Genomic DNA, 23,695 nt, shown 5'->3' with positions numbered 1-23,695 from the left:
CCGTTTTTTAACGGACCTTTTTTAGTTTTAAGTTCTGTTAACCTCTCTGTATTTTACCTTTCTAGTTATTAAAATACTATGGGTTTCTGAGGAGTAATCGCTTTTAGTGTATTGTTTTTGATAAATTGCTGGAGTATCAAAGTTATAAGTTTCTAATTGGATTTTGAGATTTTTTAGGTTGTGATAATAGAAATAGACACGATCTCCAGTACTGCCAGATATAAATCCGGATTTTTCATAATCGCCTTCAACAAAGCTTAAGTACAGTATACCATTATCGTTAAGCAAATGGTTGCAACCTGAAATGAATTTAGAGCAATCCTCTTTAGATAAATAGGGTATGCAAAAACCGCAAATAATACCATCAAAAGTTTCTTTTAACTGGTTTAAATTTCTAATATCCATGATTTCAAATTCAGCCGTTTTATTATTCTTTTTAGCTAAATCAATCATGTTTTTAGAAATGTCAATACCTTTAATTGTAAGATTAGGGTTTTTATCCAAAAGATACTTGGTTATGTTTCCAGACCCACACCCTACATCTAAAACTTTCGATTTTTTACCTGGAAGATTGTCTAAAAAGAAATTGTACGTGTCGTTGTATAAATCTAAATCAAAAAACGCGTCTTCATAGCGCTTGGCTATGCTATTCCAGGTGTTAAATGTTTCTTGGTATTTATTCATTTTATTTAAACTAAAGCCTGTTCTATTTCTGAATAAAGATAAGGAAAGTGTTCGGTTATGGTTTGTATAGTGTGTTGGTAAGTGGATTAGTTTGATTGCTTGGTTAACTTTCGTAAATTTAATAGATGTTAAATATGTTTGTTTTATTTTGAGATTATCGCAAATAAATTTTTATAAAATTGACCATCGTTTAAAATTAACATGTTTTTATTATTAAAATATAAATATTAGAGCCAACAAACTAACAAATAAGCATGTCGAAACAATTATTAAGCCTAGGAATAATTATAGGTAACAGGGATTTTTTTCCTGATAGTTTAGTAGAAAAAGCCAGAACGGAAATTATTAATGTTCTGTCTGAGCTAGGTATAAAACCTATTTTATTAGAAACCACAGATACTAAATTGGGAGGTGTAGAAACTTACAAAGATTCTCAGAAATGTGCAGACCTCTTTAAAAAATACAGAGAAGAAATAGCAGGAGTACTGGTATTACTTCCAAATTTTGGGGATGAACGTGGGGTGGCTGATACATTGAAACTTGCAAATTTAAACGTGCCAGTTCTTGTCCAGGCCTATCCGGATGAATTATCTAAAATGAATGTTGCTAACAGACGAGATTCTTGGTGTGGTAAAATATCGGTTTGTAATAACCTGTATCAATACGGTATTAAATATTCGTTGACGAGTCAGCATGTATCTTTCCCATCAGAGAAACCCTTTCAGAACGATTTAAAAGACTTTTTAGCGGTATGCCGCGTGGTAAAGGGGATGAAAAATATTCGTATTGGGGCTATTGGTGCTAGACCAGGCGCTTTTAACACCGTGCGTTTTTCAGAAAAAATATTGCAAAGAAACGGTATTACAGTGGTTACTGCCGATCTTTCCGAGATTTTAGGTAGAGCCAATAAGTTGACCAAAGATGATAAAGCTGTCAAGCAGCATCTGGAAAGTATAAATGCATACGCTCCTAAGGGGAAAACTCCTGATGACGCTATGATCCAAATCGCTAAACTGGATGTGGTTTTAAACGAGTATGTAGAAGAATATGCCTTGGATGCTACAGCCATTCAGTGTTGGACTTCACTACAGCAAAATTACGGATGTAATGTGTGTACAAGTATGAGCATTATGTCTGAAAACATGTTGCCTTCGGCTTGTGAAGTTGATGTTACCGGAACTTTAAGTATGTACGCCATGCAATTGGCATCGGGGTCACCAAGTGCTTTGGTAGATTGGAATAATAATTATGCCGATGATGAAAACAAGTGTGTTTTATTTCATTGTGGAAACTGGGCAAAATCATTTTTACCAGACATAGAAATCAGTAATGCGCCTATTTTAGGAACTAGTATAGGGGTAGAAAACACCTATGGGGCACTAGACGGAAGAACTCCGGCCATGCCGCTTACCTTCGGAAGAATTAGTACAGACGATCCTAAAGGAATAATAAAAGCCTATGTTGGAGAAGGGGAACTTACCAACGATCCTCTAAATACCTTTGGAAATAGAGCCGTTGCTCAGATAGGAGATTTAAACGGATTAATGCATCATATATGCAGAAATGGTTTTGAGCATCATGTGGTTATGAATGCTTCTAAAACAGCTTCAATTCTAGAGGAAGCTCTGGGGAATTATATGGGGTGGGAAGTCTACAATCACAAGGGATAATATTAAACTTCAAATTAGAGAGATGATGACAAACAAAGAAATGAAATTGAAGTCAGTTTATCTACGGAAGAACCTTCTTAAATATATATACCATGCGAAGGCTGGGCATACAGGAGGGAGTCTTTCTTGTGTCGATACGTTGAATGTGTTGTATAATCGTGTGTTAAATGTAGACCCTAATAATTTTAAGAACCCGAATAGAGACCGCTATGTACAAAGTAAAGGCCATTGCGTAGAAGCTTTATTTGTGACTTTGGCAGATCGCGGATTTTTTCCTGAATCAGATTTAGAGACTTTATGCCGATATCAATCCCATTACATAGGTCATCCTACGAAAAAAGTAAACGGTGTTGAGCAGAATACCGGGGCATTAGGGCACGGGTTGCCTATTTGTGTAGGAGAAGCTATAGCAGCAAAACTAGATAATAAATCACACCGCATTTTTACATTGTTAGGTGATGGTGAATTGCCAGAGGGCTCTAATTGGGAAGCTTTTTTGTCGGCTTCACATTATAAATTGGATAATCTGTATGCGATTCTTGATTATAATAAACAACAAATCACCGGAGACAATAAAGATGTGATGAACACCGATTCCGTTCGGGAAAAGTTAGAAACTTTTGGTTGGGCAGTAAAAGAAGTTGACGGGCATAATTTAGAAGACTTAGAGAACGCATTAAATAACGGGCCGTTTGAAACTGGTAAGCCTAATTTTATTATTGCTCATACCATAAAAGGAAAAGGGGTGAGTTATATGGAAAGAAATATAAAATGGCATCACGGTGTGCCAAGTCCGGAACAATACGAATTGGCTTTAAGTGAACTAAACCAGACGGAAGCATTAATTAAATAAGATAATGGAGCTAGATAAAATAGAAGATAAATATTTAAAAATGGGTGAGGCTAATCAGATTGTGTTTTCTGAAACACTTCAGGCTTTAGCAGAAACCGATAAGGATATTATAGCTGTAACCAGTGATTCCCGAGGGTCTGGTAAATTGGTGCCTTTCGCTCAAAAATATCCCAAACAAATTGTAGAAGTAGGTATCGCAGAGCAAAATCTTGTAGGAGTTGCAGCTGGGTTAGCTTCCGCAGGAAAAAAATCATTTGCTGTATCACCTGCGTGTTTTTTAAGCGCTCGGGCATTAGAACAAATTAAAAATGATGTGTGTTATTCCGATAACCCTGTTACATTGGTTGGAATCAGTGCCGGGGTAAGTTATGGCGCTTTAGGAACAACGCATCACAGTTTACACGATTTTGCAGCTTTACGAGCTATCAACAATATAACGATAGTAGCACCAGCTGATAATTTTGAAACTGAGCAAGCAGTGAAGTTAGCTGCTAAGCACGATAAGCCTGTTTATTTAAGGTTTGGAAAAAAAGCCATGCCTTTTCTAAGTGAAGAGAATCAAACGTTTCAATTTGGGAAAGGTCGTGTTGTAAAAGAAGGTAAAGATATTACCCTAATCGCCACCGGAGAAACAGTTTACCCTGCGTGGTTAGCTGCCAAAAGGCTGGAGGAAGATCATAATATAAAAGCAACGGTTGTTAGTATGCATACAGTTAAGCCTTTAGATGTTAAATTGTTAGAAACTTTAGCTTCCGGTAATTCGCCAATTGTTACCGTGGAAGAGCATATGATTAATGGAGGTCTAGGAGAAGCCTGTGCTTCTCATCTGTTTCAAAAAGGTTTTACTAACCCCTTTAAAATTATTGGAATTCCTGACGAATATACTATTACGGGTTCTCAGGTTGAAATATTTAACCACTACGGTATTTCGGAAATTGGGTTGTATGAAACTTGTAAAACCTTGTTGAATCTTAAAATTTGATGTCATGACTTTACCAACTAAACTAATACCACCACCAATAAAATACTTACTGCTTTTTCTTTTTTCATTTCTAATTACAGATTGTAATAATGATAAAAAGGAATCTGCAAAAAAAGTAGCTGTAGTTATATCTACGCTTAATAACCCATGGTTTGTTGTTTTGGGAGAATCGGCTGCAGAACGGGCTAGAGAATTAGGCTACGAAGCCACGATTTTCGATTCCCAGAATAATACATCTAAAGAAGCAGAACATTTTGAGAATTTAATAGCGGCTGGTTATAGTGCAATTTTATTCAATCCTACGGATTCAGAAGGATCGGTGTCTAATGTTAAACGTGCTAAACAAGCTGGCGTGCCTACATTTTGTATGGACAGAGAAGTGAATTCTTTGGACGATCCAGCATCCCAAATTATTTCTGATAACTTTTCTGGTTGTGTAGAGCTTGGCGAATATTTTGTCAGGAAGCTTCATAAAAAAGGAAAGTATGTGGAACTACTTGGTTTGGTTGGAGATAATAATACCTGGAACCGATCTAAAGGATTTCATAGTGTGGTCGATCATTTTCCAGACCTAAAAATGGTGGCACAACAAAGTGCAGACTTCGACAGGAGTAAAGCTATGGAAGTGTTAGAGTCTATTTTACAATCGAATCCAGATATTGATGCTGTATTTTGTGGTAATGATGCCATGGCTATGGGAGCCTATCAGGCATTGGTAGCATCTGGAAAAGCTGATAGCGTAATGGTTTTTGGCTTTGATGGCGCCAAAGATGTTATGGATGCCATTAATAATAAAAGAATCATGGCTACAGCTATGCAATCACCTAAGCAAATGGCCAGGACAGCGGCAGAATTAGCAGACCAGTATATAAAAGGCAGGCGTGATTTTGGAGCCAAAACACCTCTTGAAGTAGAGGTAGTTACTCAGGAAAATATTAATCAGTTTAATGCATACGGATCAAACGAATAAGCCATGAAAAGAGTCATTAAATATATCCTTGTAGGTGTTGTTATTTGTGTGTCGTTATATAATTCGATATACATAGAGAATTTAACTGAAGTAAAAGAAAAACATGGTAAATCTAAGTTTGATGCTAAAGGTTTTGCCAATACGTTTATGACATCTGAAGCTAAATCGCTAAAAGGCATAGCAACGGCTGTGTTTTTGGATGAATTAGCAAAAGATGTTACGGCTTATTGTGAGGCGCAAGGCAATAAGCTAGGTATCAGTAATAGCTATTATTTTATTGTTGAAAGTGATGCTGTAGTTCGTTATATAGGTGATGAAAATGTCATAGTATCTTTGATTGACGGTAAAGATCAAAATATTAAAATCGCTACCGATTTTATATTCGGGAATGCTATTCGTGAAGGAACCAAAATGGCTAATATTAGCGATTACCAAAATACTATGGACTATAATAATATATCGGTTGAACTAAATAATTATGTTCGTGAAAATATTATTCCTCCCTTTAAAGAGAACGTGAAAATAGAAGACACTATCCATTTTAAAGGAGCAGTGAAAGTGAACTTAAAACAGGTAAATCTCGATGATTTAAGAGTAATTCCTATTGATGTTAAATTCAAAAACGAATAGCATTGAAGAATCAACCAGATATTTTGCTCCAAGCTAAAAACATTACTAAAAAGTTTGGAGGTATAACTGCATTAGATAACGTAAACCTGAATGTACATACAGGAAAGGTAAATGTTATTGTAGGTGAAAATGGAGCAGGTAAATCTACTTTAATGAAAATTCTCTCTGGTGTTTATCCAGATTATGAAGGGGAACTTATTTTAAATGGGGAGGTTGTGAATTTTAGCAACCCTAAAGAAGCCATGAAGAATGGCATTGCCATTATTCATCAGGAACTCAACTTGATTCCTTACTTGTCTATTTACGAGAATATTTTTTTAGGAAGGGAATTACAAGATCGTTTTGGAATGCTGGACACCAAAACCATGATAAGCAAAACCAAGGAACTGCTGTTGCGCTTAGATTGTCAATTAAATCCTAAAACTCTGGTTTCTAAATTAAGAGTAGGAGAGCAGCAGCTCGTAGAAATAGCTAAAGCACTTTTAGAAGAAGCTAAAGTGTTGATAATGGACGAGCCGACTTCGGCGATTTCAGATTCAGAAATAGAGGTGCTTTTCAGGATAATCGGTACGCTAAAAGATCATAATGTGTCCATTCTTTATATTTCACATAAGTTAGATAAACTATTTGCTATAGCAGATCGGTTTACAGGTTTAAGAGACGGTAAATCGGTGGGTACGATTGAAGATGTTGCAAACACAAAAAGAGACGATCTTATTCGTTTAATGGTTGGAAGAGATATTGATAATAAATTCCAAAAGGACGAAGTGGTTTTAGGTGAGGAGGTTTTAAGGGTGGAAAATATTAGTCTTCCGCGAGTAAATGATAAATCTACATTTTTAATTAAAGATGTAAGTTTCAATGTGAAAAAAGGAGAGGTGCTCGGGGTTTTCGGATTAATGGGAGCAGGGCGTACAGAACTTTTGGAAACTATTTTTGGATTACATCATAAACATATGTCTGGCGCTGTTTTTATTGAAGGAAAACAGGTTAAAATTACTTCTGTAATTGATGCTATAAAATACGGTATAGCTTTAGTTCCCGAGGATAGAAAAGAAGATGGCCTTATTTTGCAGATGCCCATAAGTAAAAATATTAGTTTGGCTAGTATTGATAAAGTGGTAAAGAAAGGATTTTTAAGTACTATACTTGAGGCTGTACTTTCACTAAAATATATAACAGCATTAAAAATTAAAACGCCTTCTGAGAAACAACTGGCTAAAAATTTAAGTGGAGGAAATCAGCAAAAAGTAGTTTTGTCTAAATGGCTGGCAACAAAGCCCAAAGTGTTATTTCTCGATGAACCAACAAGAGGGATTGATGTTAATGCTAAAAATGAAATTTATCATTTAATAAATAAACTGGCCAAGGAAGGATTAGGTATTGTAGTTGTTTCTTCTGAGTTACCTGAAATTATGGCGATAGCAGATCGTATACTGGTATTAAGTCAAACTCGAATTTCTGGTAGTTTTAATCAGCAAACAGCTAGCGAAGAATCAATCATGTCTGCTGCAACATTATAGAAAAAATAAAATAATTTAATTAAGATTATAAGATATTATGGCCAATGTTAAATCTACTTTAGTACGATTTCAGTCAATCATTGCACTTTTGGTATTATGTATTGTATTAACAGTTTTATCCGATAAGTTTTTTACCATAGAAAATGGGTGGAATATAGCGAGACAAATTTCTATCAATGTTTGTATCTCTGTAGGGATGACTCTTGTAATTCTAACAAAAGGTATCGATTTATCGGTAGGGTCTATATTGGCCTTCAGTGGTGCAATAGCAGCAGGAGTTTTAAAATATGGATTAGAAATACCACCTTTAAATGCCTACATAGGTTTCACTCTTTTTGGAACTATTTTAGCTGGTTTAATTACAGGAGGAAGTCTGGGGCTGTTTAATGGCTGGATGATTACGAAATTTAAAGTGCCTCCCTTTGTGGCAACCTTAGCGATGCTTACCATTGCCAGGGGAGCTACGATGCTATGGACTGGAGGGTTTCCAATAACTGGTTTTGGTCTCAATTTTTCTTTTATAGGAACAGGATGGTTTTTAGGTGTTCCAATGCCGGTTTGGATTACAACTCTTGTAGTTGTTATAGCGGTTATTGTAACAAAAAAGACAAAATTTGGAAGGCATATTTACGCCATTGGAGGAAATGAAAGTGCAGCACGCTTATCAGGTATTAATATTAACAGAGTAAAGGTTTGGGTTTACGCAATTGCTGGGGTGCTGGCGGCTGTGGGAGGTATAATGCTTACGTCTCGTTTAGACTCAGCACAACCAAATGCAGGTATGAGTTATGAGTTGGATTCGATTGCAGCTGTTGTAATAGGTGGAACATCCCTGTCTGGTGGTCGCGGGTCTATTATGGGTACTGTGCAGGGAGCCCTTATTATAGGAGTACTAAATAGTGGTTTGGTTTTGTTAAACGTATCTCCGTTTTGGCAGCAAATTATAAAGGGGTTTGTAATTCTAATTGCAGTTATTATGGATAGGTTGAATTATCCAAATGAAGATTAAAAGTTAAAATTTCAGTTACATGTCTAAATCTTATTTTCTATCTATAGACCAGGGAACTAGTGGGTCAAAGGCTATTATTTTTGATTCGCAGGGTCAAGTAATTATTAAAAGTACAACCCCTTTAAAATCTTTCTATCCGTCCTCTGGATTTGTTGAACAGAAGCCAGAAGAAATTTATCAATCGGTTATTAGTGCGGTTAGAAATTGTATTACTGAGTTTAAAGAGAAATATGTTGGTGAAATAGATAAAATTATTGCGTGTGGCATTTCAAATCAGAGAGAAACTTTTGTTTTATGGGATAAAGAAGGTAATCCATTATGTGATGCAGTAGTTTGGCAGTGTAAGAGGTCAATTTCAATTTGTGAAACCCTAAAAGAAAAAGATTTAGAAAGTTTAATTAGTTCTAAAACCGGATTAACAATAGATCCTTATTTTTCGGCCACTAAAGTCATGTGGCTTCATGAAAATAATGAAAAAATTAAACAAGCTATAGATAAGGGAGAAGCTTGTTTTGGAACAGTAGATACTTGGTTGTTATACAAATTAACCCATGGAAATTGTTATAAAACGGATTTTACTAATGCGTCTCGAACTTTGTTTTTTAATATTTATGATTTGGAATGGGATTCTGAATTATTGAAGCTGTTTAATCTTGAATTATTGAAATTACCAAAAGTAGTCTCTTCGGCTGATGATTATGGAGACTCTAATTTCGAAGGTGTTTTCGATATTTCAATTCCAATAACTGGGGTCATTGGAGATTCTCAAGCTGCATTTTTTGGTGAAAGGTGCTTTAAAAAAGGATCGGCAAAGGCAACTTTAGGCACAGGGTCTTCAATATTATGGAACTCGGAAAATATTAAGGGGCAAACCGAAAACGGTATGTTAACCACTATAGGTTGGGGTATTCGTGATCAGGTTAATTATGCTTTGGAAGGAGTTATTGTAAGTTGTGGATCAACGTTAGAATGGTTAAAAAATCAGTTGGATGTTTTTGAAACACATAATCAGATAGAAACCATGGCAACATCATTGGTTACCAATGAAGGCGTGTATTTAGTTCCTGCTTTTAGTGGAATGGGAGCCCCCTATTGGCAGGATCAGTGGAAAGGTTCTATTCACGGACTAACGTTTGGAACTAATAAGTCACATTTGGTTCGTGCCGCTTTGGAATCAATCGCATTTCAAATTAAGGATGTAATAACTTCCATGGAGCAGGAAACGCAAACAGAATTAAAGGAATTAAAAGTTAATGGCGGAATCACGGCGAATTCCTTTTTAATGCAGTTTCTAGCTGATTTATTAAAAACTCCTGTTGTTAATATGGGAATTACTGATGTATCAGCATGGGGGGCTGCTCTTATGTCCGGACTCGGTATAAAATTTTGGTCTGGTTTAGAAGAATTACCTGAACCTATTGAAGAAAATGTTAAGACTTTTGAACCTAATTTAAGAGAGTTTATACCACATGAAGCTTACAAAGGGTGGAATAAAATTTTAGAAGAAAAAATGTATTAAAGTTTAACTAAGAAAGTTGAGATTAGATTAAAACCCATAATCTCGTTCTACCTTAGCAATTCTTACTTTGTAGGCTTTATACCATTCTTTTTTACCTCGCTTTTGAGCAACTTGATGGTCTACTTGGTTTTTCCAGTTTCGTATAGATTCAAAATCTTTCCAATAAGATACGGTAATACCTATTTCGTCTCTAGCACTTTCAATACCTAAAAAGCCTTCCTGTTGTTTCGCTAAGTTTACCATAAACTCAGCCATTTCTTCATAACCTTCATCTTTATTTGTTTTTATAGAACTAAAGATTACGGCGTAATACGGTGGTTCCGGTGTATTGGCTATTAACATGTCGTAAATTTAGGTAAAAATAAAGCCTATTGAAACAATTATTTCAATAGGCTTATTGTGGAGTCGGAGAGAATCGAACTCTCGTCCAAACAAGTAATCAAAGGGCTTTCTACACGTTTATTCTTTTCTTGAGTTTTCGACTAAAAGCTGGTTAAAGACAACCTACTTATTAGCTTAGCTTCTTAAGTTTCGAAAGGGCATCGAAGCAGGACCCAATCTATGTCAACATTTACGATGCCTCTAAAAGGAACGCCGTTAACCAAGGCTTTCCGGAGACATTTAGCTTACGCACCTTGTGCGCCTAGGCAAATCTTACTATAATTCAGATTAAGCAGCTAAAGCGTAGTTATTCTCGCCGTTTAAAGTTTGATTTAGCCTTTAACGTGTTTCAAAATCATTACACGACGTGCTTACCGTTCAATTAATCTCGCTGTCAAAACCAGTCGACCCCTTAATGAAATAGTAAAATGTATTTTACGTAATTGAATTAATCCTGAACTTGTTTCAGAAACTCATCAAAATTGTAATGGCGTTACCCTGTGGGGTCAGGCTTTCGGCAGTCGCTCTTTTCAAGGAGCTCCAACAATGCCTTAATCCTTAACGCGAACGCAAAGTTATCAAAAACTTTGTAATTCAATAATAATCCACCTATTTTAGAGCAAGAATTATTCCAAATTCATTTTCAACTAAACTTAAATACCAAATAAACCAGTAGTTTATGCCTATAACATTTGCTATTATTAAAGAACGTAAAAACCCACCAGACCGCCGTGTGGTATTTTCACCATCAAAATTAACCGAAGCTAAAGCCCAATTTCCTAATGCCATTTTTAAAGTTGAGACTTCCGATATACGTGTGTTTCCAGATTCAGAATATGAAGCTCAAGGATTTGAGGTTATTAAGGATGTGTCTTACTGCGATGTTTTTATAGGTGTAAAGGAAGTACCAATTGAAGCATTGGTACCTGACAAAAAGTACTTTTTCTTTTCGCATACCATAAAAAAGCAACCCTATAACCGAAAACTGATTCTGGCCATTTTAGAAAAGAATATAGAACTGTATGATCATGAAACCATAGTAAACAGTAAAGGATTCCGTTTAATAGGTTTTGGTCGCTATGCAGGAATTGTGGGGACATATAATGGTTTCCGGACTTGGGGTTTAAAATATAACACTTGGCAATTGCCTAAGGCAGGAACCTTGGCACATCAGCAAGAGTTAATTCAACAATTAAAAACATTAAAACTTCCTAATATAAAAATACTGTTAACAGGTAGTGGAAAAGTAGCGAACGGATCTCAGGAAATGTTAGATGCTATGGAAATTGAGCAGGTTTCAGTAGAAGACTACTTAAATAAGACGTTTTCTAAATCCGTTTACTGTAAAATTGATGTTTTAGATTATAATAAACGAAAAGACGGACAAGTGATTGATAATTTCGATTTCTTCAATCATCCAGAAGATTATCAGTCAGACTTTATGAGATTTGCTAAGGTTACCAATTTTTACATAGCTGGTCATTTTTACGGCGATGGTGCGCCTTATTTATACACACGAGACGATGTTAAGTCACTCGATTTCAATATAAAAGTAGTGGCAGATATTAGCTGTGATGTCGATGGACCGGTAGCAACCACTTTACGAGCGTCAACCATTGCTGATCCTATTTATGGTTACGATCCACAAACAGAATCTGAAACCGATTATACGAAATCAGATGCTATTGCCGTTATGGCAGTAGATAATTTGCCTTGTGAATTGCCAAAAGATGCGAGCGAAGGTTTCGGAGACATGTTTTTGCAACATGTTATTCCTGCATTTTTTAACGATGACAAAGATGGTGTGTTGCAGCGTGCAAAAATCACTGAAAAAGGCAAATTAACCAAACGTTTTTCGTATTTACAGGATTATGTGGAAGGAAAACATTAGATTTAGCCTTTTAACGCCCCAATTATTTTAAAAAATTTATGACAAAAACAGCATTAATAACCGGAGCCGCTTCAGGTTTGGGTTACGAACTTTCATTACTATTAGCTAACGATGGGTATCAATTAATTTTAATTGATATTGATAAAAACAATCTTGAGAAAGCACAGGATCATATACAAGAAACCTTTAATTGTAAGGTTGATATTCAGGCAAAAGATTTAAGTCAGTCGAATGTAGCAGCAGAGATTATGGAAGATATTAATGGTGTTAATGTCGATGTTTTAGTTAATAATGCTGGTTTCGGACTTTTCGGCTCGTTCACAGATACCGACTGGGAACGCGAGCAGGCTATGCTAAATGTGCATATAATGACCACAACTCATTTAACTAAGCTTATACTTGAGGGTATGGTAAAGCGTGGCTTTGGTAGAATATTAAATATGTCTTCGTTGGCAGCGTTTCAGCCTGGACCATTAATGTCAATTTATTACGCTTCAAAAGGCTATATGCTATCCTTTTCTGAAGCTATTGCTAACGAATTAAAAGGTACAGGAGTAACTGTAACTGCACTGTGTCCCGGACCTACAAAAACAAAGTTTCAGCAAACCGTTTCAGCAGACAGCTGCGATAATAAAATTAGTTTTAATATGGGCTGTGCTAAAGCTGTAGCTGCCTACGGGTATAAGGCTATGCTGAACGGTAAGAGTTATGCTATTCCAGGTAAATTCAATAAGTTTCTAGCTGTTTTGCCCAGAGTAATGCCGCGTCGAGCAGCTACCTCAATTGTTCGAAAAATTCAAGAAAAGAATAGGGAAGAAGTTTAGTTTTTAGGTGCTGTTTTATAAAAGATATTTAGCGTCTGGTACATAAGCGCTAAAAATATACTAAAAACAAAAGTAAAGATCCAGGCTTCATAATGAAGCATCGGATGAATAACTATATCTAGTATGTCCTGAAATAATTCGATTGGATTCTGAATAATTTCCCAGGAGTTGTAGCGTAAAAACCGGCCCAAATAGATACCGAATGCGGTTAATGGGAAAATTGATGTAATGATAAGTTTATATAGGCTGACACTAAAATATTGAAGCAGTATTTGTTTCATTTCTTTTACAGATAGAAGAAATAGCAAAACCCCGTTGCTAGAGAATGATGCTAACATTAAAACATCTAACCATAACAAGTGGTGATCTCCAAAACGCAAATGCAGAAAGTCGGTAATGATATACGGTGCATTTGGTAAAAAGACGAGCCAAGTGGAAAAGCATAAACCAAAAGAGATTTTATGTTGCCTTGGTCTTGTCGATAAGTAGCTTGTTAGCGCAAATGGTATAAAGGCTAAAAATAAATTCCAGATTAAAAACAGATAGAAAAAAGAATGATTTAGTTTTATTCTAATCATTAATAGTAAGATGCTGAAAAGCATGGATGAACCGATTAAAACTAAAATGTTAAATTGATTACAAATGTAGGTTTTGAAATTAGTCATGATTAAAAATTTTTATATCAACACTTAAAATAGTTAGAACACCTAGGGTATAGGCTATTAAATCGAACACGCTAAAAGTTGTTCCAATTAAAATGCTCAATATCTTTTTGTTTTGAAGGTTTAGTAGATTAACAATGTTTATATATTGAAGAAATTCAATAAAATAAGCGAAAAGAAGAACGCCAATTGCGATAACTTTTGATGTCGTTTTGAAGAAGCTTTTAATGGTACAGTAGATTAAAATGACAACAAGATAATCTCCAAATGTATGCCGAATAAATCCAGTGTCCAAGTGTAATGCGATTAGTACTTCTACAATCAATATTAAGATTGCCAGCATGAAATAGGGTTTGTTTAATGTCATCTGATATCAATTTTTTTACCTAAAAATTGGGGTTGAACATTAAACAGTAAATCAATGGATGATTTTACTCTGGCTAAATACTCTCTTAATCTGGTTTTAATTGCGAAGTAACTTTTAATGTCTTCGGCGTTGAAGGCAATAGCATTTAAACCATGTGATTGTGCAAGATATATAGCACGTTCATTATGAAATTTTTGAGAAATAATAGTAAACGAGTATAAACCAAAAACATCTCTTGCACGTAAAATAGAGTCTAATGTTCTAAAACCAGCATAGTCGAGATATATTTTTTCTTCGGGTAGACCTGCGGCTATTAAATCGTGTTTAAACGTTGTGGGTTCATCGTAATCGGTCCTGCTGTTATCACCGCTAACTAAAATGAAATCAATTTTACCTGCTTTAAATAATTTAATGGCAGCAATCAATCTATATGTATAGTAATGGTTTATTGAACCGTTGGCTAAAAATTTTCCTGTCCCTAATAGTAAACCGACTTTATTAGTAGGTACGTTTGAAACGCTATTGTATAAATACGGATTCGCTTTGTTAGAAATCCAATAATTGTTCATTAGAATTCCTGAAACTGAAATAAGTATTAGAACTATAAAGGATGTTAGGTGTTTTGTCATGACTTAGATGGCGTAATTGATAACAATGATGAAATATATTAAGGCAATAGGGATATTAGAAGCTATAATTACTAGTGATTTTAAAATGGATTTTCTGTTTTTATCGAAAATCAGGGTAATTAATAAAGTGATAACAATTAAACAGTTAAGGATTGCAGCAAAAAGAACATAGTATAAACCGATAAATGTAACTAAGGTTATTTTATTAATGATTAACTGAATTAAAAATAGAATGGTTCCAATACTAAAAAAGGTAAAAGCTATTTTAAGGCTAAAATGTAATTTGTTCATAAGATGAGGTTTTAGGTTGTAGATAGGATTTCGAAAAAATGACTTCTCTGAAATCATGAATGTTAACATGAAGTAACTTTTTATAATCGTAATGATGGAAGGAATTTGCTGTTTTGCCCAATTTATATGATCTGTAATAATATGGGAAGTAATCGGGTAAAATTATAATACCTAAAATCATGGCACCGTATAAATAGAGACTTCGTTTGCCATTGCCAAAACAAAGGCATTGTAAAGCAATTTCATTTTCTACATAAGTGCCATAACCCGTAATGGTATGATAAGCATCATGACGCTCGACTTTTGCAATTAATTCAAAATTATTTTTATCCAAAAACAACCCCAAATGTTTACCGATACTTTCTGAAGGGTAGGTAAGAAGCTCATGTTTGCTTACGTCCCATGGTTTATGATGTTTAAACATGTCTGTGTATGCCTTCTGAGATTTATTAAACAGCCATTCGATAAGTTTTTTTCTTAAATTCATTTTTAAAAGTACTTTGTTTTTCAAAGTTAATGTGTAAAAAAACAGTTATTGTTTGTGTATCAATTTTTCAAGAGCATCAATATGCTTTTTAAATTCAACTTCACCTAATTTGGTTGTGCTGTATCTGGTATTGGGTTTTCGGCCTATAAATTGTTTTTCTATGGTTATATATTCTGCTTTTTCAAGTGCTTTGGTATGGCTTGCCAAATTACCATCGGTAGCGCCCAGCAGTTCCTTCAAAGTATTAAAATCGGCATATTCATTTACCATTAAAACAGACATAATGCCTAAGCGAATACGATGATCAAAAACTTTATTTATGTTATTAATAATACTCATAGTCTATTTTTAAAGGCAATGCCCAATGGGTGTTAACTTCCGGCTAATGGTGTTCCAAAAATACCAACGGCTAACTCGGCCCATGTTAACAGAAAGAGCAAAAATAGTATAACTATTAGAACTATCTTAACGGATGGCTTACGGAATGTTCTCATAATTAATTCAAAAAAAAGTCCGACGGTTAATAATAAACCACCCATAACAATAAAATCGAAAGGACTCCAGTTTACTTCAGTACTAAACTGCATAGCTATAAACGGAATGATAAGTACTACCGATATAACGCCTAGAATAATATAAATTCTTCTACAATTAGTTAACATAGTGTTCATGTTTAAAGTTATTTTTTATCGTGTTTAAAATGCATCCAGGTACCGTAAACAATGTGCATTATTCCAAAGCCTAAAACCCAAAACCAAAAGCCATAACCAGGCAATAGGGCTGCGATTAATCCCAGAATAATTTCAATAACTCCTAAATATCTGATATCACCAATACTGTACTTCGATGCATTTATTAAAGCTAATCCGTAAAATATAAGCATTAAGGCCCCGGTTTGACCATATTTTTGATTTCCTAAAATGATGAGAATGTAAATTCCTCCTGAAACTAATGGAATTAAAAAATTTATAAGCAGACGTTTTGATGAAGCATCCCAGATTTTTGATCCGTTTTGCTTGGCTTTTCGGGTTGTTAAAATAACAGCCGTTATGATACTGAATAAGGCTACTAAAAATAAATCAAGTAGAACTAATTTAAAAACAGTGCCATCTAAAATTAAATACTCATGTTTAGAATTACTTACCAGCCAATAGGCATAGCCTGCTCCTAAAAGGGCATAAATTCCGGCCATGATTCCAGATAATCCACTAAGTGAAATAAATCGCGAAGATTTATTCATTAAATTTTTAATTTCACTAATGTCTTTTAAATAGTCTTTCGATTCCATATTAAAGTACTTTGAATTACAAAGTAAATAAATAAATTTCAATATTTCCAAATAAAATGTAGCTAAGATTAAAAGATTTTTTTTGAGGAGTTCTATTTAACTGAGGACTATTCAATATGAATCCTAACAAAAAAGTCCCCAAACCGGGGACTTCAATTGTATTTATGTTACTAAGAAAATTAGATTCTAAACATACCACCAATAGAAATTACATTTTGAATAAACATAAAGTGTTGCGAAGCACTTTCGGCAGTATTACTAGTTGTTCTAATATCTGGCATGTTAATATAACCACCTCTTAAATCCGTTTGAATAAAGAAGTGTTTGAAGAATAATAAATTTAAACCTGCTGTCGCTGAAATTCCGTAACCTGACAAGTGAAATTCGTCGTAGCGTTCTTTTTGTAGTAAGGTTGTGTTGGTTTTCGGGACTAACGCTCCTGCAGCTAATCCTTCAGTAAAATTAATCTGAAATTTGTCTGTGTTATTAATTCCGAAAATAGAGGATATATCATCAAAGCGCGCAATTTCGGCATAGACATAATTTAAACCGTTTGTGTGTTCAAATTTTAAAAACTCCTCCGATACTAAAAAGGCATCATTGTTATACGTGCCGTTATATATAGAGCCAGCTTCGCTTTTCGGTAAATCGATATGCCCATTTAAACGTCGTGATTCATTTCTGTCCATAACGTATTTCATATGGTCGATACCTAATGAAATGGTGTATTTATCTGAAATAAAATATCCCACTTTTACATTGGTTTGCGGAATAGTAATTCGGGTTGGGTTAATATAATCGATATGCCAGCCTTTGGGCTTGTCGTGAGCTGTTGCATCTTTTATTGTAAAATGATAATCTTCACCTTTAAAAGTAATATCAGATTTTGAATATCGTTCGCGGTTACCTCCCCAACTAATAAAGAATTTTCCTTTGTTGTTAGTAGTATATTTGGTGGAAATATTTTCCTGGGCAATTATTGTGAAACTCGACAATAAAAATGCGAAACCTAATAGAATAGGCTTTAATTTGTTTTTCGTCATTTAAGACTATAATTATAAATTATTAATTGTTTTTCTAATGGCAACTAAGTTGCTAAGAAGTTTTTCAAGGTTATCTAAGTGAAGCATGTTGGCGCCATCACTTTTGGCATTTGCAGGGTCGAAATGAGTTTCAATAAATAAACCATCAACATTGTTTACAACACCCGCGCGGGCAATGGTTTCAATCATATCAGGCCTTCCTCCGGTTACACCACTGTTTTGATTAGGTTGTTGTAAACTGTGCGTAACGTCTAAAACTGTTGGAGCAAATTCTCTCATGGTTGGAATACCACGGAAATCTACAATCATATCCTGATATCCAAACATAGTGCCTCTGTCTGTTATCCAGGCCTTGTCGTTTCCGGAATCCTTAACTTTTTGTACAGCGTGTTTCATCGCCTCAGGACTCATAAACTGTCCTTTTTTAAGGTTAACCACTTTACCTGTTTTTGCAGCAGCAACCACTAAATCGGTTTGGCGAACTAGAAAGGCAGGAATCTGCAAAACATCAACGTATTGCGCTGCTAATGCCGCGTCTGAAACTTCGTGAATATCTGTTACTGTAGGTACATCAAAAGTTTGGGATACTTTTTGAAGAATTTTTAATGCTTTTTCATCTCCAATACCCGTAAAGCTGTCAACTCGACTACGATTAGCTTTTTTAAAACTTCCTTTAAATACATACGGAATTTCTAATTTGTTGGTAATCGATACTACTTTTTCGGCAATACGCAAGGCCATATCTTCTCCTTCAATGGCACATGGTCCACAAAGCAGGAAGAAATTATTAGCATTTACATGTTTTATTTTAGGGATCTCTTGAAGATTCATCTGCTTAAATTTTCATAAAATTAAGCGACAAAGATAGTCATTTTTAGAATGCTCTATTTAAACTATTTCTAATAATCCATAGGGCCATTAACAGATTACATACTATAAATATGGCACCGTTAAAAATGAAATTTTGTGAATCTTGAAAATACCCGGATATACCTGATATGTTTAATAAGTAGCCAACAATTAAATAAGAAGACAGACAAACAAATGTAATACCGAGTGTAAAGTTTAAGCTTTTGTTAGGTTTTATAAGTTGCCATAAAAATGGAATGCCAAAAAGTAAAACAGGGTAAGCTGTAATGCCCTCGGTTTTATTTATTAAGGTAAACCAGTATGCGGTAACGGCTAAAAAATATAGATAAGGTATAAACTTTGAATATTTATGTAAGGTTTTCATTTTTGTGAGAGATATTAATTGTAATATGTATAACGTTATACGAGAGATTTTCGTGTTTTGGATTACTAATATACAATGAGTTAGCGTTAAAATGACGTTAAAATTAATTCAAACTCTAAATGTAACATTTTATTAACTAAATCAAAAAAATATGACGTACCTTTGCAGACTTAAAATCAGGCACTACTATGGCTAATATTAAAAACATTGCAATTATTGCACACGTTGACCACGGAAAGACAACTTTGGTTGATAAAATTATGTATCACTGTCAGTTATTCAGAGAGAATGAGAATACAGGTGATTTAATTCTTGATAATAACGATTTAGAGCGTGAAAGAGGTATTACTATTACTTCTAAAAACGTTTCGGTAATATATAAAGACACAAAAATCAATATTATTGATACGCCTGGTCACGCCGATTTTGGTGGAGAAGTAGAGCGTGTACTTAATATGGCTGATGGTGTGTTACTATTAGTTGATGCTTTCGAGGGACCAATGCCACAAACGCGTTTCGTGCTTCAAAAGGCAATCGATTTAGGTTTAAAGCCTTGTGTGGTTGTTAATAAAGTAGACAAAGAAAACTGTACGCCTGATGAAGTTCATGAGAAAGTATTCGATTTAATGTTCGAATTAGGAGCAGAAGAGTGGCAGTTAGATTTCCCAACCGTTTATGGTTCGGCGAAAAACAACTGGATGAGTGAAGATTGGACGAAGCAAACCGAAAATATCGAGCCATTATTAGACATGGTTATTGAGCATATTCCTGAACCAAAAATTGAAGAGGGGACAACGCAAATGTTAATCACGTCTTTAGATTACTCGTCGTTTACAGGACGTATTGCTATCGGTCGTTTAACACGTGGCGAGCTTAAAGTAGGACAAAACATCTCGTTAGTAAAGCGTGATGGAAAAGTGGTTAAGAATAAAATTAAAGAACTTCATATTTTCGAAGGTGTAGGCCGTAAGAAAGTAGATGAAGTTCAAGCTGGAGATATCTGTGCGGTTGTAGGTCTTGAAGGTTTTGAAATTGGTGATACTATTGCCGATTTTGAAAATCCTGAAGGGTTAAAAACCATCGCTATCGATGAGCCTACAATGAGTATGTTATTTACCATTAACGATTCGCCTTTCTTTGGTAAGGATGGTAAATTCGTAACGTCACGACACATTAAAGAGCGTTTAACTAAAGAGCTAGAGAAAAATTTAGCTTTACGTGTGAACGAAACAGATAGCGCCGATAAATTTATGGTTTTTGGTCGTGGTGTACTTCACTTATCAGTTTTAATTGAAACGATGCGTCGTGAAGGGTATGAGCTTCAAATTGGTCAGCCACAGGTAATCATTAAAGAAATTGATGGCGTGAAATGCGAGCCAGTAGAAGAAATGACTATCGATTTACCGGAAGAGGTTTCTGGAAAAGCTGTAGAAATGGTAACCTTACGTAAAGGTGAAATGTTAAGTATGGAAGCTAAAGGAGATCGTATGGTTTGTGAATTTGTTATTCCATCTCGTGGTATTATCGGTTTACGTAACCAGTTATTAACAGCAACTGCCGGTGAAGCGATTATGGCCCACCGTTTTAAAGAGTATCAACCATTAAAAGGAGGTATTCCAGAGCGTTTAAATGGATCTTTAGTTTCTATGGAAAAAGGTACAGCGATTCCTTATTCTATTGATAAATTACAGGAAAGAGGTAAGTTCTTTATCGATCCGGGAGAAGAGATTTACGAAGGTCAGGTAATTGGTGAAAACTCTCGTGGTGATGATATGACGGTTAACGTAACGAAAACTAAAAAGTTAAGTAACGTGCGTTCTGCCGGAGCTGATGATAAGGCTAAGATTGTACCTGCAATTAAATTCAGCTTGGAAGAAGCGTTAGAGTATATTCAAAAAGATGAGTACGTTGAGGTTACACCAAACCATTTACGTATTCGTAAAATCTTTTTAACTGAAGTTGAGCGTAAGCGCAATAAAACGGTTTAAAAACTAAAATATATTTTTTAAATAGAGGAATGCTAGATTAGTATTCCTCTTTTTTTTATGTTTGATTTATTAAAATTGACTTAAATTAATTTATGCTTTTTAATTCTATAGATTTTGCTGGTTTTTTACCAATAGTGTTTGTTTTGTATTGGTTTGTAGCAAACAAAAATCTAAAAGCACAAAATTTACTAATCTTAATTGCTAGTTATTTTTTTTATGGTTGTTGGGATTGGCGTTTTTTAAGTCTTATACTTTTTAGCACTCTCATAGATTATTTTGTAGGTCTCGCTTTGAATATCTCTAAAAATAAGAATTCTAAAAAAATGTTACTTTCTCTGAGTGTTGTGGTAAATTTAGGATTGCTCTGTTTTTTTAAATATTTTAATTTTTTTATTGATAATTTTAACGCTGTCTTTTTATTATTGGGAAGACCTTTAGGAATAAGTTCTTTAAATATTATTTTACCTGTAGGTATTAGTTTTTATACATTTCAAACCATGAGTTATACCATTGATGTGTATAAAAACAAAATAGAACCAACTAAGAATTTTATTGCCTTTGCGGCTTTTGTTGCTTTTTTTCCTCAGTTAGTGGCTGGTCCAATAGAGCGAGCAAAAAACTTTTTACCACAATTTAAAAAGAAACGTTATTTTGATTATAGTAGAGCTGTAAACGGATTGAAACAAGTTTTATGGGGACTTTTCAAAAAAATGGTGATTGCAGATAATTGTGCTGTTTTTGTTGATGATATTTTTTTAAATCATACAGATTATAACGGAAGTACATTACTTATTGGGGCTTTCTTTTTTACAATTCAGATTTATTGTGATTTTTCAGGATATTCTGATATAGCTATTGGTGTATCAAGATTATTTGGTTTTAATCTTATGAAAAATTTTGCCTTTCCTTATTTTTCCAGAAATATAAAGGAATTTTGGAGGCGCTGGCACATATCTCTAACTACGTGGTTCAAAGATTATGTTTATATTCCTATTGGAGGAAGCTGGGGATCTAAACTTATGCAAGCACGAAATACCATTTTTATTTTTGTTATTATAGGTTTTTGGCATGGAGCACATTGGAAGTTTATTGTATACGGCTTAATTAACGGGCTTCATTTTATTCCTTCAATTATTAAAGGAAAAAGTAAAACCTATGAAAATGTTGTGGCATATAAAAAAATTATGCCAACTACAATAGAGTTTATGGGTATGATAAAAACGTTTACGTTTCTTGTCATAGTAAGAGTGTTTTTTAGAGCAAATAGTTTGAGTGATGCTATATCTTATTTGTCGGGAATCTTTTCTAAATCGTTGTTTTCTGTTCCAAATTTTGGTAATCGCTTCATGGCATTAATTGTTTTAATATTAATAATGATTTTCTTTTTAATAGAGTGGTTAGGAAGGCATGATGAATATGCAATTGAAAATTTAGTAGATAAAAGGAAGCCTATTTATAAATGGGGTGTTTATTATTTGTTGGTGTTTTTAATTTTCTATTTTTCCGGAGAACAACAGCAGTTCATATATTTTCAATTTTAATGCAAAAGTTTCTATATAAAATCTGTCTTTTTGTAATTCCAATTATAATAGTCGCTGTTGTAATGGAAATATTATTAAGACAAATTCCAAATGCTTTTGAGGCTAAAACGGCATATTTTGAGGAGAACAAAAATAAAATTGAAGCACTTATTTTAGGGAGTTCACATACAATGTATGGTGTTAATCCGGACTTTTTGAGTTCTGAAGCACTTAATTTTTCTAATGTTTCTCAAACATTAGATATTGATTATACATATCTTCAATATTTAGGAGGGCAAATGCCAAAATTAAGATATGTTATTATTAGGTTGTCTTACACAACACTTTTTGAACAATTGAGTCTTTTAGAAGACAAATGGAGAATTAAGGATTATAATATTTATGGACCAAAAAGGTTAGATTTTCAATTAAATCACCAATTTGAAATATTGAGTGTTAAGTTAAGAACTAATATTAATAGAATTTTGTCTTACTATGTTTTTAAAGATTTTAAAATAGATTTTTCAAAAAAAGGCTGGGGAGTTGGACGAATCGATAAAGAGTTGTCTTTGATTGATTTAGAGGAAAGCGGAATGTCCGCTGCAAAGAGGCATACAATTTTAGACCAACATTTATATAGTGAGAATTTGAGATTTCTTACTCATATTTTGGAATATTGTAAGTCTAAAAGAATTAAGGTACTATTAGTAACGACTCCAACTCACGAAAGTTATTATTCTAATTTGGAATCGGAGCAATTAAAACTTACTATAGATATTGGAGAAAGGATGGAGAGAATGTATTCTAATTGCTATTATTATAATTTGTTAAGTAGTGAATTGTTTAGTGGAAAGGATTTTTTAGATGGAGATCATTTAAATGCAGAAGGAGCAACTAAATTATCAAAATTTTTGAACCAAAAAATTATTAACTTTCACGAAGAATCTAAAAATAAAGATTAGTATGGATTTTCTAGGAGTTTCTTTTACAGAATGGGTTGGTTATGCTGCTATGGCTATGTTATTGCTTTCATTTACTATGAAGGCGGTTACAAAACTTAGAATCATAAACTCAATTGGTTGTTTACTGTTCGTTATTTATGGATTCATGCTAGACCCGATAGCGAAGCCCATTATTATTACCAATGGAGCCATTCTTTGTGTGAATTTATACTACCTTTTAAAAAAGTAAAACGATTGTTTGTAGTTGAGCTAGAGTGTTTGTACATTTAATTTTAATTGCTACATTAA

26 protein-coding genes and 1 other RNA gene are annotated in these 23,695 nt (G+C 34.1%); 14 read left to right on the top strand and 13 right to left on the bottom strand.

Features of this window, described 5'->3' with window-relative positions:
- Window positions 1-27: 27 nt before the first annotated feature.
- Window positions 28-684: a class I SAM-dependent methyltransferase gene (locus tag RBH94_RS02090; RefSeq protein WP_307882165.1), complete on the bottom strand. Its 657-nt coding sequence runs from the start codon at window positions 682-684 to the stop codon at window positions 28-30.
- A gap of 254 nt (window positions 685-938) precedes the next feature.
- Between RBH94_RS02090 and RBH94_RS02085 the strand changes: the two genes are divergently transcribed.
- From RBH94_RS02085 to RBH94_RS02050, 8 genes are read left to right on the top strand one after another with little or no spacing between them, the layout of a single operon-like run.
- Complete coding sequence (locus tag RBH94_RS02085) at window positions 939-2,354, top strand: L-fucose/L-arabinose isomerase family protein (protein WP_307882164.1); 1,416 nt, start codon at window positions 939-941, stop codon at window positions 2,352-2,354.
- A 22-nt stretch (window positions 2,355-2,376) separates the two neighbouring features.
- Window positions 2,377-3,207, top strand: a complete 831-nt coding sequence (locus RBH94_RS02080) for a transketolase (RefSeq protein ID WP_307882163.1) — start codon at window positions 2,377-2,379, stop codon at window positions 3,205-3,207.
- Window positions 3,208-3,211: 4 nt separating this feature from the next.
- Entirely contained in the window at window positions 3,212-4,189 is a 978-nt protein-coding gene (locus RBH94_RS02075; RefSeq protein WP_307882162.1) for a transketolase family protein, read from the top strand.
- 4 nt (window positions 4,190-4,193) lie between these two features.
- Window positions 4,194-5,159, top strand: a complete 966-nt coding sequence (locus tag RBH94_RS02070) for a D-ribose ABC transporter substrate-binding protein (RefSeq protein ID WP_307882161.1) — start codon at window positions 4,194-4,196, stop codon at window positions 5,157-5,159.
- Window positions 5,160-5,162: 3 nt separating this feature from the next.
- On the top strand, window positions 5,163-5,789 hold the full coding sequence (locus RBH94_RS02065; protein WP_307882160.1) for a DUF2291 family protein: 627 nt from the start codon (window positions 5,163-5,165) through the stop codon (window positions 5,787-5,789).
- A gap of 2 nt (window positions 5,790-5,791) precedes the next feature.
- A complete protein-coding gene (locus tag RBH94_RS02060; RefSeq protein ID WP_307882159.1) occupies window positions 5,792-7,312 on the top strand; it encodes a sugar ABC transporter ATP-binding protein in 1,521 nt (506 codons plus the stop codon).
- A 37-nt stretch (window positions 7,313-7,349) separates the two neighbouring features.
- Window positions 7,350-8,321: an ABC transporter permease gene (locus RBH94_RS02055; RefSeq protein WP_307882158.1), complete on the top strand. Its 972-nt coding sequence runs from the start codon at window positions 7,350-7,352 to the stop codon at window positions 8,319-8,321.
- Window positions 8,322-8,340: 19 nt separating this feature from the next.
- Window positions 8,341-9,840, top strand: a complete 1,500-nt coding sequence (locus tag RBH94_RS02050) for a glycerol kinase GlpK (protein WP_307882157.1) — start codon at window positions 8,341-8,343, stop codon at window positions 9,838-9,840.
- Window positions 9,841-9,867: 27 nt separating this feature from the next.
- Here RBH94_RS02050 and RBH94_RS02045 read toward each other — a convergent pair whose 3' ends face one another.
- On the bottom strand, window positions 9,868-10,182 hold the full coding sequence (locus RBH94_RS02045; RefSeq protein WP_307882156.1) for an antibiotic biosynthesis monooxygenase: 315 nt from the start codon (window positions 10,180-10,182) through the stop codon (window positions 9,868-9,870).
- 55 nt (window positions 10,183-10,237) lie between these two features.
- Window positions 10,238-10,633: a transfer-messenger RNA gene (gene ssrA / locus RBH94_RS02040) on the bottom strand.
- 273 nt (window positions 10,634-10,906) lie between these two features.
- Between ssrA and RBH94_RS02035 the strand changes: the two genes are divergently transcribed.
- Entirely contained in the window at window positions 10,907-12,112 is a 1,206-nt protein-coding gene (locus RBH94_RS02035; RefSeq protein WP_307883128.1) for an NAD(P)-dependent oxidoreductase, read from the top strand.
- Between the two features lie 38 nt (window positions 12,113-12,150).
- Entirely contained in the window at window positions 12,151-12,936 is a 786-nt protein-coding gene (locus tag RBH94_RS02030) for an SDR family oxidoreductase (RefSeq protein WP_307882155.1), read from the top strand.
- Here the strand turns inward: RBH94_RS02030 and RBH94_RS02025 are convergent.
- The 10 genes from RBH94_RS02025 to kdsA all read right to left on the bottom strand — a co-directional run bounded on the left by RBH94_RS02025 (window position 12,933) and on the right by kdsA (window position 18,534).
- Complete coding sequence (locus RBH94_RS02025) at window positions 12,933-13,601, bottom strand: DUF1361 domain-containing protein (protein WP_307882154.1); 669 nt, start codon at window positions 13,599-13,601, stop codon at window positions 12,933-12,935. The genes RBH94_RS02030 and RBH94_RS02025 overlap by 4 nt on opposite strands.
- A complete protein-coding gene (locus tag RBH94_RS02020; protein ID WP_307882153.1) occupies window positions 13,594-13,965 on the bottom strand; it encodes a DUF2809 domain-containing protein in 372 nt (123 codons plus the stop codon). The genes RBH94_RS02025 and RBH94_RS02020 overlap by 8 nt, the downstream gene beginning before the upstream one ends.
- Window positions 13,962-14,594 (bottom strand): vancomycin high temperature exclusion protein, encoded by a 633-nt coding sequence (locus tag RBH94_RS02015; RefSeq protein ID WP_307882152.1) that lies wholly within the window; start codon window positions 14,592-14,594, stop codon window positions 13,962-13,964. Before RBH94_RS02015 ends, RBH94_RS02020 begins: the two co-directional genes overlap by 4 nt.
- Before the next feature lie 3 nt (window positions 14,595-14,597).
- Window positions 14,598-14,885: a hypothetical protein gene (locus tag RBH94_RS02010; protein ID WP_307882151.1), complete on the bottom strand. Its 288-nt coding sequence runs from the start codon at window positions 14,883-14,885 to the stop codon at window positions 14,598-14,600.
- Complete coding sequence (locus RBH94_RS02005; protein WP_307882150.1) at window positions 14,866-15,372, bottom strand: hypothetical protein; 507 nt, start codon at window positions 15,370-15,372, stop codon at window positions 14,866-14,868. The genes RBH94_RS02010 and RBH94_RS02005 overlap by 20 nt, the downstream gene beginning before the upstream one ends.
- Window positions 15,373-15,417: 45 nt before the next feature.
- Complete coding sequence (locus RBH94_RS02000; protein ID WP_188223603.1) at window positions 15,418-15,711, bottom strand: transcriptional regulator; 294 nt, start codon at window positions 15,709-15,711, stop codon at window positions 15,418-15,420.
- Between the two features lie 32 nt (window positions 15,712-15,743).
- On the bottom strand, window positions 15,744-16,034 hold the full coding sequence (locus tag RBH94_RS01995) for a hypothetical protein (RefSeq protein ID WP_307882149.1): 291 nt from the start codon (window positions 16,032-16,034) through the stop codon (window positions 15,744-15,746).
- A 17-nt stretch (window positions 16,035-16,051) separates the two neighbouring features.
- Complete coding sequence (locus RBH94_RS01990; protein ID WP_307882148.1) at window positions 16,052-16,660, bottom strand: hypothetical protein; 609 nt, start codon at window positions 16,658-16,660, stop codon at window positions 16,052-16,054.
- A 179-nt stretch (window positions 16,661-16,839) separates the two neighbouring features.
- On the bottom strand, window positions 16,840-17,703 hold the full coding sequence (locus RBH94_RS01985; protein WP_307882147.1) for a hypothetical protein: 864 nt from the start codon (window positions 17,701-17,703) through the stop codon (window positions 16,840-16,842).
- Window positions 17,704-17,715: 12 nt separating this feature from the next.
- Window positions 17,716-18,534, bottom strand: a complete 819-nt coding sequence (gene kdsA, locus RBH94_RS01980; protein WP_307882146.1) for a 3-deoxy-8-phosphooctulonate synthase — start codon at window positions 18,532-18,534, stop codon at window positions 17,716-17,718.
- A 591-nt stretch (window positions 18,535-19,125) separates the two neighbouring features.
- Here kdsA and typA point away from each other — a divergent pair.
- From typA to RBH94_RS01960, 4 genes are all read left to right on the top strand, one after another.
- A complete protein-coding gene (typA, locus tag RBH94_RS01975) occupies window positions 19,126-20,925 on the top strand; it encodes a translational GTPase TypA (RefSeq protein ID WP_307882145.1) in 1,800 nt (599 codons plus the stop codon).
- Between the two features lie 92 nt (window positions 20,926-21,017).
- Complete coding sequence (locus tag RBH94_RS01970) at window positions 21,018-22,466, top strand: MBOAT family protein (RefSeq protein ID WP_307882144.1); 1,449 nt, start codon at window positions 21,018-21,020, stop codon at window positions 22,464-22,466.
- 62 nt (window positions 22,467-22,528) lie between these two features.
- Window positions 22,529-23,407: a hypothetical protein gene (locus RBH94_RS01965; protein WP_307882143.1), complete on the top strand. Its 879-nt coding sequence runs from the start codon at window positions 22,529-22,531 to the stop codon at window positions 23,405-23,407.
- Between the two features lies 1 nt (window position 23,408).
- Entirely contained in the window at window positions 23,409-23,636 is a 228-nt protein-coding gene (locus tag RBH94_RS01960) for a uroporphyrinogen decarboxylase (protein WP_307882142.1), read from the top strand.
- Window positions 23,637-23,695: the final 59 nt, after the last annotated feature.

This window comes from Aestuariibaculum sp. YM273 (genome assembly GCF_030908365.1).
GTDB classification, from domain to species: domain Bacteria; phylum Bacteroidota; class Bacteroidia; order Flavobacteriales; family Flavobacteriaceae; genus Aestuariibaculum; species Aestuariibaculum marinum.
The sequence above is the reverse complement of the archived record's forward strand: the minus strand, read 5'-3'. Positions and strand labels throughout refer to the sequence as shown.

Coding starts and splice junctions, on each gene's coding strand:
- RBH94_RS02090 (WP_307882165.1), bottom strand. CDS start 684: ATGAATAAATACCAAGAAACATTTAACACCTGGAATAGCATAGCCAAG.
- RBH94_RS02085 (WP_307882164.1), top strand. CDS start 939: ATGTCGAAACAATTATTAAGCCTAGGAATAATTATAGGTAACAGGGAT.
- RBH94_RS02080 (WP_307882163.1), top strand. CDS start 2,377: ATGATGACAAACAAAGAAATGAAATTGAAGTCAGTTTATCTACGGAAG.
- RBH94_RS02075 (WP_307882162.1), top strand. CDS start 3,212: ATGGAGCTAGATAAAATAGAAGATAAATATTTAAAAATGGGTGAGGCT.
- RBH94_RS02070 (WP_307882161.1), top strand. CDS start 4,194: ATGACTTTACCAACTAAACTAATACCACCACCAATAAAATACTTACTG.
- RBH94_RS02065 (WP_307882160.1), top strand. CDS start 5,163: ATGAAAAGAGTCATTAAATATATCCTTGTAGGTGTTGTTATTTGTGTG.
- RBH94_RS02055 (WP_307882158.1), top strand. CDS start 7,350: ATGGCCAATGTTAAATCTACTTTAGTACGATTTCAGTCAATCATTGCA.
- RBH94_RS02050 (WP_307882157.1), top strand. CDS start 8,341: ATGTCTAAATCTTATTTTCTATCTATAGACCAGGGAACTAGTGGGTCA.
- RBH94_RS02045 (WP_307882156.1), bottom strand. CDS start 10,182: ATGTTAATAGCCAATACACCGGAACCACCGTATTACGCCGTAATCTTT.
- RBH94_RS02030 (WP_307882155.1), top strand. CDS start 12,151: ATGACAAAAACAGCATTAATAACCGGAGCCGCTTCAGGTTTGGGTTAC.
- RBH94_RS02025 (WP_307882154.1), bottom strand. CDS start 13,601: ATGACTAATTTCAAAACCTACATTTGTAATCAATTTAACATTTTAGTT.
- RBH94_RS02020 (WP_307882153.1), bottom strand. CDS start 13,965: ATGACATTAAACAAACCCTATTTCATGCTGGCAATCTTAATATTGATT.
- RBH94_RS02015 (WP_307882152.1), bottom strand. CDS start 14,594: ATGACAAAACACCTAACATCCTTTATAGTTCTAATACTTATTTCAGTT.
- RBH94_RS02010 (WP_307882151.1), bottom strand. CDS start 14,885: ATGAACAAATTACATTTTAGCCTTAAAATAGCTTTTACCTTTTTTAGT.
- RBH94_RS02005 (WP_307882150.1), bottom strand. CDS start 15,372: ATGAATTTAAGAAAAAAACTTATCGAATGGCTGTTTAATAAATCTCAG.
- RBH94_RS02000 (WP_188223603.1), bottom strand. CDS start 15,711: ATGAGTATTATTAATAACATAAATAAAGTTTTTGATCATCGTATTCGC.
- RBH94_RS01995 (WP_307882149.1), bottom strand. CDS start 16,034: ATGTTAACTAATTGTAGAAGAATTTATATTATTCTAGGCGTTATATCG.
- RBH94_RS01990 (WP_307882148.1), bottom strand. CDS start 16,660: ATGGAATCGAAAGACTATTTAAAAGACATTAGTGAAATTAAAAATTTA.
- RBH94_RS01985 (WP_307882147.1), bottom strand. CDS start 17,703: ATGACGAAAAACAAATTAAAGCCTATTCTATTAGGTTTCGCATTTTTA.
- kdsA (WP_307882146.1), bottom strand. CDS start 18,534: ATGAATCTTCAAGAGATCCCTAAAATAAAACATGTAAATGCTAATAAT.
- typA (WP_307882145.1), top strand. CDS start 19,126: ATGGCTAATATTAAAAACATTGCAATTATTGCACACGTTGACCACGGA.
- RBH94_RS01970 (WP_307882144.1), top strand. CDS start 21,018: ATGCTTTTTAATTCTATAGATTTTGCTGGTTTTTTACCAATAGTGTTT.
- RBH94_RS01965 (WP_307882143.1), top strand. CDS start 22,529: ATGGAAATATTATTAAGACAAATTCCAAATGCTTTTGAGGCTAAAACG.
- RBH94_RS01960 (WP_307882142.1), top strand. CDS start 23,409: ATGGATTTTCTAGGAGTTTCTTTTACAGAATGGGTTGGTTATGCTGCT.